We start from the raw sequence: 12,657 nt of genomic DNA on the forward strand, positions 1-12,657 counted from the left end.
GACTAACACAGGTAAAGAGAAACGAGTTAGACCTATAAATTTTGATTGAAAAATGCTATAATATAACTTGTATAAAAGTATAAAGTATTTGGAGGTTTAGAATATGGAAGTAATTGCACTATTGAGAGGAGTAACACCGATAGGAAAAAATAGAATACCTAAAATGTCATTTTTGGTAGAAATACTTGAAAAAGTAGGGCTAAAAAAAGTAAAGACTTATATTCAAAGTGGTAATGTTATTTTGGAAACAGAGTTGTCAAAAGGGGAAACAGCAAAGTTAATTCATGACACAATAGTTAAAGAAATAGGAGCAGATTTAAGTGTCATTATAAAAGAAAAAAATCAATTACAGATAGCTATTGAGGAAAATCCGTTTAATGAAAATTATGATTTTTCAAGAATACATTTAGTATTCACTAACGATAGTATGGGAGAAGATGAACTAAAAAAACTGGAAAATAAAGATTTTGGAGATGAAAAGTTTATTATTGGTTCTGAATGTTTATATATGTATCTTCCAAGAGATGCAAGTCCTAAAAGATTGAATACTAATTATCTTGAAAAACAGCTTTCAATAACCATGACAATGAGGAAATTAAATGTTGTTGAACATTTAGTCGAATTATGTAAGAAATAGGAATAAACACCAGCTTATTGAAGTAACAATTAAACATAACTAATACAAGAACAGTAAATCAAAAAAGGTTTACTGTTTTTTCTGGGTCTATAATAAATACGGTTGATAATAAATATCAGCCGTATTTATTATAGACCCAGAACCTTTGTGAGGGTGACTCGACAAAACTGATTTCTTAGAAATCACGATTTTTGAGTCACTCCATTTTTTCTTAATATTTAGTAAAAGTTTAAAATATGTATATAAACAAATAAGGATGTATGTTAGAATAATATGTAATAGTAATTATATCGACGTAGGAAGGATAAGGCAGTGTCAAGATTTTTGTGTAAACATAATCTGAGGTTTTAAATAAAGTTAACTATTTATAATTTTATTAGTTCTTATGGCTTTTATTTCTTAGAGTTTAATAAGATTTTTCGAGAGATTTTGTCAAGAATTCAAAGAAGGTTTGCCCTTGTTCTTGACAAAATCATAGAAAAATCTAAACTCTAGAAGGGAATAAAAGCTAGTATATATATATTTCTTCTATCATATTCTCTAATTCTTCTTTCGCCATACTAAAGCCATAGTGCGATATACCTAGATATTTTACGTTATATTCACATGCTGATACACAAACATATCTGTTTAGAGATTGTTCATTAGGGAATTGTTCTTTTTTCTTAATTCCTTTTTTTAGATGTTTATTATAATTTTCTATTATATTTGTTGTATAAATACTTCTTCTTATTGATTTAGATATGCAACATAATGAGCTTATGGAAAAAGCAAATGTAAGTAGGAGTACATTTTATAAATTAAAGAATGGTGAGAATGTAACTACCGATATTTTGCTCAGAATTTGTGATGCATTGGATTGCGACATATCAGAAATTATGGAGTGTATTAAAAATGATTGAAATAATAAATGGAGAATGCATAGAAGAATTGAGGAAGTTAGACTCATCTACGGTTGATTTAATTATTACAGATCCTCCATATAATATTGCGAATTTCATGAACGGGAGAGATACAAATTTACAAAAAATGCGTTCTAATTTTTTTGGTGCTGCTGGTTGGGATGATTTAGATTTTAATGATTGGAAAGACCATATGAGATTGTTTTTAAAGAATCAAGTAGGATACTTAAGAATGGTGCTTCCATGATAGTTTTTATGTCAATATTAAGGGGTGAAACTCTTGTTGAAATAGCAAATAAATTTGGTTTTTATTATAAAACCACTGGAATTTGGCACAAAACAAATCCAATGCCTAGAAATATGAATTTACATTTTGTTAATTCAAATGAGTGCTGGATATATTTTACTTATAAAACAAAAACAAGAACATTCAATAATAAAGGTAAATTGGTTCTAGACTATATTGAAACATCTGTCACGACTGCTAGGGAAAAGAAATTAGGTAAACATCCAACACAAAAGCCAATTATATTATTCGAACATTTTATAAGATTGCTTTCAAATAAGGGCGATTTAGTAGTAGATCCATTTCTAGGAAGCGGTTCTTCTGCAATTGCAAGCTATAGATTAAATAGAAATTTTATCGGTGTTGAATTAGAAGAAAAATATGCTAAATTAGTGAATATGAGGGTAGAAGATAAAAAGACAAGTTATTGATTTGTTTTCTGGAGTTGGTGGACTATCTAAAGGATTTTTCGACTCAGGATTTGAAATTGTTTTAGCAAATGAAGTTGACTATTCTATAGCTAATTCTTATAAAAAAATCATCCTAAAGTGAAAATGATTAATGAAGATATTTCAAAATTAGATATTGATGATGTTTTTAATGAGTATAAAAATATAGATGTAATTGTTGGGGGACCACCTTGTCAAGGATTTTCTCAAAAAGGGAAAAGAAAAATAATGGATGATCCACGTAATTATTTATTTAAATATTTTTTTGAGGTAGTTAGTGTTGTTAGACCGAAGTATTTTGTGCTAGAAAATGTACCCAACATATTAACTGCAAATAACGGACATTTTAAAGACGAAATTTATAGCTTATGTTCCAGTAATGGTTACACGTTATGATGATACCCTAGTAAGGAAGATTATCCAGAATGTTAGTGTTTATGATGACCACTTTGTAATATACTTTAAATCTGGAATTGAAATGGAAGTATGATTTAATACTAATATAAACCGTCAATTAAGAGTTAGGTTCTCTTGATTGGCGGTTTTTGCATTGACTTTTACATGATTTATACATGTGATATTATCAAAAATGTTGTTTTTATAATGTTATTGATAAGGAGTTGACCACATGAGTGATGTAATAAGCTGTTAGATGAAGCTATTAAAGAAACCGAAAACTTGTACGAAGGAGAAGTCTTTATTTTTAAGGAATTGTTTAAAGGATATGTATGGAACAGGATACCGAGAAAGGACTGTACTAATGTCTTAGTAGATGTTTTAGAGATATTTTAAATAATATAAAAACACTTGAATAAATGCTCATATAATTATTGACACAAGAGAAAAATAATAATATAATAAATATACAACGTATGAATATTTGTTCAAGTAATCAGATGGAATAATTTAAAAAGAGGTGATAATATGACTAAAAAATTTAATTCAATTGAAAGATGTGACTGCAATGTAATTCATGAGGATATTGTAAATCAAGTTAGAGATAAAATGCCGCAAGAAGAAAGCCTTTATGATCTAGCAGAATTATTTAAAGTATTTGGAGATTCAACACGAATCAGGATATTATGGGCTTTACATGAAGCTGAAATGTGTGTTTGTGATATCGCTGTATTACTTAACATGACACAATCAGCAATTTCCCATCAGCTGAGAGTCTTAAAACAAGCTAATTTAGTGAAAAACAGAAAAGAAGGCAAAGTAGTATATTATTCATTAGTTGATGATCATGTAAGAGAAATATTTGACCAAGGTCTAATTCATATCAACGAGAAGTAGTAATGCGGTAGAATAGAATATTTTTTGAAGATATTTGGGCATATATTTAAGTCTTCATTTCAAATGAGCAATGCTTCAAGAAAATTTGAAAAAGACTTGTAGTATTCAAAATAAAATTACAAATAATATTTAGGAGGATTTAATAATGAAAAAGAAATTTATACTTGAAGGTTTAGATTGTGCAAATTGCGCGGCAAAAATGGAAAAGGCTATTAATGAGCTTGATGGAGTGAAAGAAGCTACTGTTAACTTTATGACCACAAAACTCGTTATTGATGGTGAGGATGAAAAAATGCCAACAATAATAGCAGAGGCCGAAAAAATAGTTAAAAAAATCGAACCCGATACAACTATGAAAAAGGCTTAAAGGAGGCTATTTAGTGTGACAAAACGACTATGGCGAATAATTATTGGTGCAGCCGTGTTAGCTACAGCAGTATTGCTTAGTTTAAATAACGAATGGTTACAGATTGCTCTCTTTATAATAAGTTACATTATTGTAGGTGGAGATGTTGTAAAAAGAGCTGTAAAAAATATTTTTAAAGGTCAAGTTTTCGATGAAAATTTTTTAATGAGTATTGCAACAATTGGTGCATTTTTTATTGGTGAGTATCCTGAAGGTGTTGCAGTTATGCTGTTTTATCAAGTTGGAGAACTGTTTCAAAGCTATGCAGTTGGCAAGTCGAGAAAGTCAATTGCAAGCCTTATGGATATTCGACCAGATTATGCAAATGTTAAAAAAGGTGATGAACTTGTCAAAGTTGACCCAGATGAAGTACAAATTGGAGATATTATTGTAATTAAAGCAGGAGAAAAAATTCCTCTTGATGGCAAGGTAATTGAGGGAAGTTCAATGATTGATACATCGGCACTAACAGGCGAATCTGTTCCTCGTGAAGTAGAAGTTGGAAGTGATATCCTAAGTGGGTGCATCAACATTAATGGGGTTATTACAGCAGAGGTTACCCAGGAATTTGGAGAATCTACTGTAAGTAAAATTCTTGATTTAGTTGAAAATGCAAGTAGTAAAAAATCCAATTCAGAACAATTTATTACGAAGTTTGCGAGATATTATACACCGGTTGTGGGTATAATTGCAGTTTTTCTAGCTATTATACCACCTCTTGTTATAGACGGGGCGACTTTTAGTGATTGGATATATAGAGCACTAGCATTCCTTGTGGTATCCTGTCCGTGTGCTTTAGTTATTTCAATTCCTTTGAGTTTCTTCGGTGGAATAGGTGGAGCCTCAAAAAAAGGTGTTTTAGTCAAGGGTAGTAATTATTTAGAAGCATTAGCAGAAACTGAAATTGTTGTTTTTGATAAAACTGGAACACTAACGAAAGGTGTATTTAATGTACAGGAAATTCATCCAAAAGGAGTTTCCAAAGAAGAGCTACTAGAATTAACTGCACATGCGGAAAGCTATTCCAATCATCCGATTTCACTTTCACTGAAACGTGCATATAGCAAAGAAATAGACAATGGACGTATTTCAGATGTAGAAGAGATATCAGGTCATGGTGTTATTGCAACAGTAGATGGCAAAAAGGTTATGGTAGGAAATATCAAACTTATGAAAATGATGGATATCCCTTATTTCAAGGGAGAGCTAATCGGTACTATTGTACATGTTGCTGTTAATAACAAATATATAGGTTACATTGTAATTGCCGATGAGGTAAAGGAAGATTCAGCACAAGCAATCAAGGAACTTAAGGCAGCTAATATTAAACAAACAGTTATGTTGACAGGTGATAATAAAAGTATTGGTTCAAAAGTTGCTAAAGAGCTTGGGCTTGATAAGGTTTATGCAGAACTGTTGCCAGCAGACAAAGTTGAAAAACTAGAAGAATTATTTTCGCAAAAATCTAAAAAAGGTAAACTTGCCTTTGTTGGTGACGGAATCAATGATGCACCTGTATTAGCTCGTGCAGACATTGGAATAGCAATGGGTGGTTTAGGTTCTGATGCGGCCATTGAAGCTGCTGATGTTGTAATTATGACTGATGAGCCATCGAAAATTGCTACTACAATGAAGATTTCTAAAAAGACACTAAAAATTGCACATCAAAACATAGTATTTGCAATTGGAATAAAAATAATTGTTCTTATTTTGAGTGCTTTTGGAATAACTACTATGTGGGCAGCTATATTTGCAGATGTAGGTGTAACTATCATCGCAGTATTAAATGCTTTTAGAGCTTTGAATGTAAAGAATCTATAAACTATTTTTCCTATTCACCCCTTGAATGATACCGATAATTGACGATACAATCAAGGGGTATTTTTTAATTTAAAAACTATAAATGAAAATTTGTTGGGATTTACCTTGAATTAAATGGTTTTAAAGATATGGAGGTTATGTAATTGAAAGTTATTGATGAATGTTGCTGTGAATGTATCACACAAAATTTAAATAGAACAAAGGAGAGTTGCCCTGTCTGTAATAATGAAGGAGTAACAGTTAGTAGGATAACCGTTGAACACTTGGTGACAGATGATTATCGTAATGCCGTTGATGGAGATCAATATAAGATATGCATGAATGAGGACTACGACGTTATTTACTATAACTTAGATAAAGAAATAAAATTCTTAAAAGACCAAGTTAGGGTTCCTATCTGGTTTAAGAAAGATGCAGATCCTAAGTATGCTTGTTATTGCAGCAAAGTCACAGAAGATCAGGTAATTGAAGCAGTTGTAAAGCATGGTGCGAAAACCGTTAAAGAAGCAAATGCCATAACTGGAGCAATGAAAAATTCGCTTTGTAAGGAAAACAATCCTTTGGGGGTATGTTGTCATAAGATTATTCAGGAAGCCATTGATATGGGATTAACCATGAAATGATTTGAGTTGATATGTTCTCACGAACAGACAAAACCGTTGATATCTTTCCACAAACGAGAGCCAATGTTGGATATGTTTCCGACTACGAGTGTGGATATGTTCCCCTTAACCATAGGGGTTGAGAGGAGTAACACCGACAGGAAAAAATAGAATACCTAAAATGTCATTTTTGGTAGAAATACTTGAAAAAGTAGGGCTAAAAAAAGTAAAGACTTATATTCAAAGTGGTAATGTTATTTTGGAAAGAGAGTTGTCAAAAGGGAAACAGGAAAGTTAATTCATGACACAATAGCTAAAGAAATAGGAGCAGATTTAAGTGTCATTATAAAAGAAAAAAATCAATTACAGATAGCTATTGAGGAAAATCCGTTTAATGAAAATTATGATTTTTCAAGAATACATTTAGTATTCACTAACGATAGTATGGGAGAAGATGAACTAAAAAAACTGGAAAATAAAGATTTTGGAGATGAAAAGTTTATTATTGGTTCTGAATGTTTATATATGTATCTTCCAAGAGATGCAAGTCCTAAAAGATTGAATACTAATTATCTTGAAAAACAGCTTTCAATAACCATGACAATGAGGAAATTAAATGTTGTTGAACATTTAGTCGAATTATGTAAGAAATAGGAATAAACACCAGCTTATTGAAGTAACAATTAAACATAACTAATACAAGAACAGTAAATCAAAAAAGGTTTACTGTTTTTTCTGGGTCTATAATAAATACGGTTGATAATAAATATCAGCCGTATTTATTATAGACCCAGAACCTTTGTGAGGGTGACTCGATAAAACTGATTTCTCAGAAATCACGATTTTTGAGTCACTCCATTTTTTCTTAATATTTAGTAAAAGTTTAAAATATGTATATAAACAAATAAGGATGTATGTTAGAATAATATGTAATAGTAATTATATCGACGTAGGAAGGATAATGAAATGGAAGTATTTAATAGTCTTTGGTTTGAATTTACTAAATTACCAGAAATAACGGCGATAGTATTAGGTGGATCTAGAAGTGGTAATAACTATGACAGAAGTTCTGATTATGACCTATATATTTATTGTGGAAATATACCTAATAAAGATGTAAGAAAATTAATTTTAGGTAAATATTGTTCTTATATTGAGTTAGAAAATCAATTTTGGTAAGTAGAAGATAATTGTATTTTATCTGATGGAATAGATTTAGATATTATTTATAGAAATATAAATGATTTTGAGAATATTATAGAAAATGTTGTTGAAAGACATCAAGCGAGTAACGGATATACAACATGCTTTTTACATAATTTGATAAATAGTAAAATTCTATATGATCCACATAAAGAATTTTATAGAATAAAAGAAAGATTTTCAGTACCATTCTCAAAAGAGTTAAAAGAAAATATTATTTTGAAAAATTTTCGTTTATTAACTGGAAATTTACCATCTTATGATAAGCAGATTTTAAAGGCACTTAATCGAGGGGATCTTGTAAGTGTAAATCACCGTATTTCGGCTTTTATAGAATCATATTTTGATATTATATTTGCAGTAAATGAACTTACTCATCCAGGAGAAAAGAGAATGATAGACTATGCTAAAGAACATGCTAAATTTCTCCCTAAGGATTTTGAAGAGAATATGAATGAATTATTAAGTAGTATAGGTAGTAATATAAATGATGTAGAAAATAATTTGAAAACAATTATAAAAAATTTAGAAGATATTATTTAATCTCTGATATATTATAGGATACTCAATTTTATGCAAGATAAATTTGCTAATCTTTTTTGATCGATTGGCGTATCATTTATTATATTTTGAAAGTTTTGAAATTGTATTTTAGAACTTTCTTTTTTAATATTCATTTGTATTTATGTTATAATAAGAGAGTTGAGAAAAGTTTTATGAGAAAAAAACCATATAAAGGTATTTGAGCACTTAAAGCTTTTACCAAGAAAAATAAAAATTTGATTGTATAGAATCATTTGAGGTAATTTATGCAAAAGAAAAATAAAATTGTAATACAAGGAGCAAGGGAAAATAACCTTAAAAATATAGATTTAGAAATCCCACGTGATCAGTTTGTTGTTATTACTGGGCTAAGTGGTAGTGGTAAAAGTTCACTGGCTTTTGATACTATCTATGCTGAAGGACAACGTCGTTATGTGGAAAGTTTAAGTGCATATGCTAGACAGTTCTTAGGTAATCTTGAAAAGCCAGATGTTGATCTTATCGAAGGATTATCGCCAGCAATATCAATAAATCAAAAAACGACATCAAAAAATCCTAGGTCAACTGTAGCAACAGTAACAGAAATTTACGATTATTTACGTCTACTTTATGCAAGAATCGGAGAAATCTATTGTCCAAATCATCATGAAAAAATTGAAAGTAGTTCAATAAGTCAAATTGTAGATGCTATTATGCTAATGCCAGAACGTAGTAGGATCCAAATAGTAGCACCTATAGTTAAAGATAAAAAAGGTACTCATAAAAAATTAATAGATAAACTAATAAAAGATGGATATATTCGATTCAAAATTGATGGTGAATTATACGAAGTTGGAGATATTCCAGAATTAGACAAAAATAAAAAACATTCTATTAGTGTAATTATTGATAGGATAGTTATTAAAGAAGGAATTGAAACACGTTTAGCTGATTCATTAGAAACGTCACTAAACCTTTCTAATAATGATTTAGTAGAAATAGATGATGTTAAAGAAGAAACTACACAATTATTCTCAACTAAGTATAGTTGTAAACATTGTGATTTTACATTAGGAGATTTAGAGCCTCGTATCTTCTCTTTTAATAATCCACAAGGAGCTTGTCCTGAGTGTGATGGTTTAGGGATGCACGAAACAGTAGATGTTAACAAAATTATTCAAAAAGACTTAACGATAAATGAAGGTGCGATATTAGTTTATAATAATGCTACTTCGACATATTATCCAAGTTTAATTAAATGTGCATGTGAGCATTTCGGAATTGATATGGATACTCCATTCAAAGACCTTAAAAATGAACAACAACAGATTATTTTGTACGGTAATGATCAAGAAGAAATTACTCATAAATATATTAATGATGAAGGTGTGCAACGTTCACGTATTGTATATTTTGAAGGAGTAGCGAATAATATCCTTAGACGCTATAAATCTGGAATGACCAGAGCAACTAGAGAAGCTATGGCTAAGTATATTAAAGAAGATTCATGCCGTAGTTGTAAAGGGCAAAGACTAAAACCAGAAATCTTATCGGTATATGTTGCAGATAAAAATATTGCAGAAGTTTGTGAAATGTCTATTAAAGACAGTTATGAATTTTTCCAAAACATAAAACTAAGTGAAAAAGATTATGCAATAGCTAAACTAGTACTTAAAGAAATTAAATCAAGATTACAGTTTTTAAATGATGTTGGTTTAGATTATTTAACACTAGATAGAGCATCTGGAACATTATCAGGAGGAGAAGCTCAGCGTATTCGATTAGCAACGCAAATTGGTTCGAAACTTATGGGGGTTACTTATATTCTTGACGAACCTTCAATAGGCTTACACCAAAGAGATAATGAAAAATTAATTAATACTATGCTTTCTATGAGAGATTTAGGCAATACTGTATTAGTAGTAGAGCACGATGAGGATACGATGTTAGCTTGTGACTATATAGTTGATATAGGTCCTAAAGCAGGAGAACATGGAGGACAAGTAGTTGCTGTTGGAACACCTGATGAAATCATGGAGAATGAAAATTCTATAACTGGAGCTTATCTATCAGGTCGAAAAAAAATAGCTGTACCATCGAAAAGAAGAGAAGGTAATGGTGAAAATATCGTTATTAAGAAAGCAAGAAAAAATAATCTAAAGGATGTTAGTGTGAAATTTCCACTTGGTAAATTTATTGGAGTAACTGGGGTTTCAGGTAGTGGTAAATCAACACTGGTTAATGAAATATTATTTAATTCAGTAAAAAATATTCTTAACAAAGAAGAAATCGATACAACTGTAGTGAAATCGGTAGAGGGAATTAAAGGAAATATAGATAAGATTATCGATATAGATCAAAGCCCGATTGGAAGAACACCACGAAGTAATCCAGCTACCTATACAGGTGTATTTGATGATATACGAGATTTATATGCAAGTACTAATGAAGCTAAATTACGCGGATACAAAAAAGGACGATTCAGCTTTAACGTAAAAGGTGGTCGTTGTGAAGCTTGTAGTGGGGATGGAATTCTAAAAATTGAGATGCATTTCTTACCTGATGTTTATGTTCCATGCGAAGTATGTAAAGGAAAACGATATAATAGAGAGACATTAGAAGTTAAGTACAAAGGTAAGAGTATCAGTGATGTTTTAGACATGACTATTAAAGAAGCGTATGAATTTTTTGAGAATATTCCTAAGATAAAAAATAAACTAGAGACATTAGTACATGTTGGACTTGATTATATAAGATTGGGTCAAAGTGCAACTACACTTTCAGGTGGAGAAGCTCAAAGGGTAAAACTAGCGAGTGAACTTTACAAGAAATCTACAGGTAAAACACTATATATTCTTGATGAACCTACAACAGGTTTACATATTGATGATATTAGTAGATTAATTAAAATTATTGATAAGTTAGTTGATGGCGGAAATACTGTTGTTGTAATCGAGCATAATTTAGATGTTATAAAATGCTGTGATCACCTGATAGATTTAGGTCCAGAAGGTGGAGTAGGAGGAGGAACAATTCTTGCAGAATGTACTCCAGAAAAATTAATTAAAAATAATGAAAGTTACACAGGTAAGTTTCTGAAAAAACTTTTAAAATAGTAAAAATTTAATAAAAAAATAAGTAAATAAGAATCGATTATTAAAAATATGTTTAAAAAATATTTTACTTTATGAAAACCTTTTATTTGATAGTATTGAGAAATATAAAAAAAGATATTCTACATGATTATACAAATTTTGAGGTTGTTTTAATAAAGTAAGTGTGGTAAAATATAAATATACAACTAAAGCGCTTGTAAGACTTACCATACATTCGGGCCTAACACTTTTTGAACGGGAATGAGAATCGCTTATTAGTATAAAATGCTTCCTTGAGAAGACTTTAGAAGATAAGGCTATCGTACCCACCTGATTATATCAGGACCAATTCAGGTAAGAATCTACGGCGTTTTGGTTTTTTTAGACTGGTTCAAAAGAGTATCCAGTCTTTTTTAATTTAGAAGAAATAATTAGAAATATGGAGATAAAAATGTTACATCAATTTTCGAGAAATGAATTAGTAATAGGAACAGAAGGTTTAGAAATATTAAAAAGTAAAAGAGTTGGTATACTAGGTGTTGGTGGAGTAGGTTCATTTGCTGCTGAGTCATTAGCACGTTCTGGGGTAGGTTCTTTAGTTTTAATGGATAAAGACGATATCGATATAACAAATGTTAATAGACAAATACACGCTACTACAAAAACAGTAGGATGCAGTAAAGTAGAAGAAATGAAGAAAAGAATTTTGGATATAAATCCAGAATGTGAAGTTATTGCTATTCAAGACTTCTATACAGAAGATAAGTATCCAGTATTCTATGAGAAACCATTGGACTTTGTCATCGATGCATGCGATACGGTAACTTTTAAAATACATTTAATAAAACATTGTTTAGCAAATAATATACCAGTGATTAGTGTGATGGGTTCTGCAAATAAACTAGATCCAACAAAATTCCAAATTGCAGACATAAGTAAAACTACAGTATGTCCATTAGCAAAAGTAATAAGAACTAAATTGAAAAAAGAGAAAATAAGAGGGAAAGTTCCCGTAGTATTTTCTACAGAAAGTCCAACAATTGCAAACAAAGAATATCTAGAAAAAATTGGAAAACAAGATTCAGATATACGAAAAGCGAAAATTCCACCAGCATCGAACGCATTTTGTCCATCAACTGCTGGTCTTATAGCAGCAAATTATGTTTATACTAATTTATTGAAAAATATAAAAATATTAACTGTTGAAAAACCTGTTTAATGAATGAAAACAACGCTAATAAAAGCGTTGTTTTATTTTTTAACATGGTTGACATATCAGAGTTCTCGATAGTTTTTCTGTAAATATTACACATAATTTGAAAATAATATTCTATATTAGTATGAAAAAAAGGTTCGAAAATTTATAATATAATTTGATTTTTTATAGAAAACGATGTATAATAGTTATAGATGAGAAAGGAGGATTACTTTGAAGAATAAA

General features: G+C 30.1%; 14 protein-coding genes, 1 other RNA gene and 2 pseudogenes. 16 read left to right on the forward strand and 1 reads right to left on the reverse strand.

Annotated features, from left to right (window positions below; translation table 11 throughout):
- Positions 1–103: 103 nt before the first annotated feature.
- Positions 104–637, forward strand: a complete 534-nt coding sequence (locus tag GEMHA0001_RS07150; protein ID WP_003145273.1) for a DUF1697 domain-containing protein — start codon at positions 104–106, stop codon at positions 635–637.
- A 508-nt stretch (positions 638–1,145) separates the two neighbouring features.
- On the opposite strand, the gene GEMHA0001_RS09400 is transcribed toward GEMHA0001_RS07150, so the two are convergent.
- Positions 1,146–1,400: a transposase gene (locus tag GEMHA0001_RS09400; RefSeq protein ID WP_126512761.1), complete on the reverse strand. Its 255-nt coding sequence runs from the start codon at positions 1,398–1,400 to the stop codon at positions 1,146–1,148.
- Between GEMHA0001_RS09400 and GEMHA0001_RS08860 the strand changes: the two genes are divergently transcribed.
- The 15 genes and pseudogenes from GEMHA0001_RS08860 (at position 1,399) to GEMHA0001_RS07205 (ending at position 12,435) form a co-directional block, all read left to right on the forward strand.
- The gene (locus GEMHA0001_RS08860; protein ID WP_428829627.1) at positions 1,399–1,539 is read left to right on the forward strand and encodes a helix-turn-helix domain-containing protein; all 141 of its coding nucleotides are present in this window, start codon (positions 1,399–1,401) and stop codon (positions 1,537–1,539) included. The genes GEMHA0001_RS09400 and GEMHA0001_RS08860 overlap by 2 nt on opposite strands.
- The gene (locus GEMHA0001_RS07155) at positions 1,487–1,786 is read left to right on the forward strand and encodes a class I SAM-dependent methyltransferase (RefSeq protein WP_233445898.1); all 300 of its coding nucleotides are present in this window, start codon (positions 1,487–1,489) and stop codon (positions 1,784–1,786) included. The genes GEMHA0001_RS08860 and GEMHA0001_RS07155 overlap by 53 nt, the downstream gene beginning before the upstream one ends.
- Positions 1,787–1,794: 8 nt before the next feature.
- Positions 1,795–2,256 (forward strand): DNA-methyltransferase, encoded by a 462-nt coding sequence (locus GEMHA0001_RS07160; protein WP_232015373.1) that lies wholly within the window; start codon positions 1,795–1,797, stop codon positions 2,254–2,256.
- Between the two features lies 1 nt (position 2,257).
- Positions 2,258–2,670, forward strand: a pseudogene (locus GEMHA0001_RS07165) (DNA cytosine methyltransferase).
- Between the two features lie 264 nt (positions 2,671–2,934).
- A complete protein-coding gene (locus GEMHA0001_RS08870) occupies positions 2,935–3,066 on the forward strand; it encodes a DUF1413 domain-containing protein (RefSeq protein ID WP_428829628.1) in 132 nt (43 codons plus the stop codon).
- A 132-nt stretch (positions 3,067–3,198) separates the two neighbouring features.
- A complete protein-coding gene (locus GEMHA0001_RS07170) occupies positions 3,199–3,567 on the forward strand; it encodes an ArsR/SmtB family transcription factor (protein WP_003145044.1) in 369 nt (122 codons plus the stop codon).
- 145 nt (positions 3,568–3,712) lie between these two features.
- A pseudogene (locus tag GEMHA0001_RS07180) lies at positions 3,713–5,794 on the forward strand (heavy metal translocating P-type ATPase).
- 143 nt (positions 5,795–5,937) lie between these two features.
- On the forward strand, positions 5,938–6,417 hold the full coding sequence (locus GEMHA0001_RS07185) for a Csac_0668 family 2Fe-2S cluster-binding (seleno)protein (RefSeq protein WP_003145426.1): 480 nt from the start codon (positions 5,938–5,940) through the stop codon (positions 6,415–6,417).
- 160 nt (positions 6,418–6,577) lie between these two features.
- Positions 6,578–6,694 carry a DUF1697 domain-containing protein gene (locus GEMHA0001_RS09340; protein ID WP_003145082.1) on the forward strand — a complete coding sequence of 39 codons (117 nt, stop codon included), beginning with the start codon at positions 6,578–6,580 and terminating at the stop codon, positions 6,692–6,694.
- Between the two features lie 23 nt (positions 6,695–6,717).
- The gene (locus GEMHA0001_RS07190; protein ID WP_338085694.1) at positions 6,718–7,050 is read left to right on the forward strand and encodes a DUF1697 domain-containing protein; all 333 of its coding nucleotides are present in this window, start codon (positions 6,718–6,720) and stop codon (positions 7,048–7,050) included.
- Between the two features lie 312 nt (positions 7,051–7,362).
- Positions 7,363–7,575: a nucleotidyltransferase domain-containing protein gene (locus GEMHA0001_RS09270; protein ID WP_003144885.1), complete on the forward strand. Its 213-nt coding sequence runs from the start codon at positions 7,363–7,365 to the stop codon at positions 7,573–7,575.
- Between the two features lie 141 nt (positions 7,576–7,716).
- Entirely contained in the window at positions 7,717–8,142 is a 426-nt protein-coding gene (locus GEMHA0001_RS09275) for a DUF4037 domain-containing protein (RefSeq protein ID WP_003145031.1), read from the forward strand.
- 266 nt (positions 8,143–8,408) lie between these two features.
- Positions 8,409–11,237, forward strand: a complete 2,829-nt coding sequence (gene uvrA / locus GEMHA0001_RS07200; protein WP_003145577.1) for an excinuclease ABC subunit UvrA — start codon at positions 8,409–8,411, stop codon at positions 11,235–11,237.
- A 179-nt stretch (positions 11,238–11,416) separates the two neighbouring features.
- A non-coding RNA gene (gene ssrS / locus GEMHA0001_RS08875) (6S RNA) lies at positions 11,417–11,599 on the forward strand.
- Between the two features lie 68 nt (positions 11,600–11,667).
- Complete coding sequence (locus GEMHA0001_RS07205; protein WP_003145438.1) at positions 11,668–12,435, forward strand: tRNA threonylcarbamoyladenosine dehydratase; 768 nt, start codon at positions 11,668–11,670, stop codon at positions 12,433–12,435.
- Positions 12,436–12,657: the final 222 nt, after the last annotated feature.

The sequence above is a fragment of the Gemella haemolysans ATCC 10379 genome, from assembly GCF_000173915.1.
Taxonomy (GTDB): Bacteria; Bacillota; Bacilli; order Staphylococcales; family Gemellaceae; genus Gemella; species Gemella haemolysans.

Excerpts from the sequence above, each read along its gene's own strand:
- GEMHA0001_RS07150 (WP_003145273.1), top strand. The coding sequence starts at position 104 with ATGGAAGTAATTGCACTATTGAGAGGAGTAACACCGATAGGAAAAAAT.
- GEMHA0001_RS08860 (WP_428829627.1), top strand. The coding sequence starts at position 1,399 with ATGGAAAAAGCAAATGTAAGTAGGAGTACATTTTATAAATTAAAGAAT.
- GEMHA0001_RS07155 (WP_233445898.1), top strand. The coding sequence starts at position 1,487 with ATGCATTGGATTGCGACATATCAGAAATTATGGAGTGTATTAAAAATG.
- GEMHA0001_RS07160 (WP_232015373.1), top strand. The coding sequence starts at position 1,795 with ATGTCAATATTAAGGGGTGAAACTCTTGTTGAAATAGCAAATAAATTT.
- GEMHA0001_RS07170 (WP_003145044.1), top strand. The coding sequence starts at position 3,199 with ATGACTAAAAAATTTAATTCAATTGAAAGATGTGACTGCAATGTAATT.
- GEMHA0001_RS09340 (WP_003145082.1), top strand. The coding sequence starts at position 6,578 with ATGTCATTTTTGGTAGAAATACTTGAAAAAGTAGGGCTAAAAAAAGTA.
- GEMHA0001_RS09270 (WP_003144885.1), top strand. The coding sequence starts at position 7,363 with ATGGAAGTATTTAATAGTCTTTGGTTTGAATTTACTAAATTACCAGAA.
- uvrA (WP_003145577.1), top strand. The coding sequence starts at position 8,409 with ATGCAAAAGAAAAATAAAATTGTAATACAAGGAGCAAGGGAAAATAAC.
- GEMHA0001_RS07205 (WP_003145438.1), top strand. The coding sequence starts at position 11,668 with ATGTTACATCAATTTTCGAGAAATGAATTAGTAATAGGAACAGAAGGT.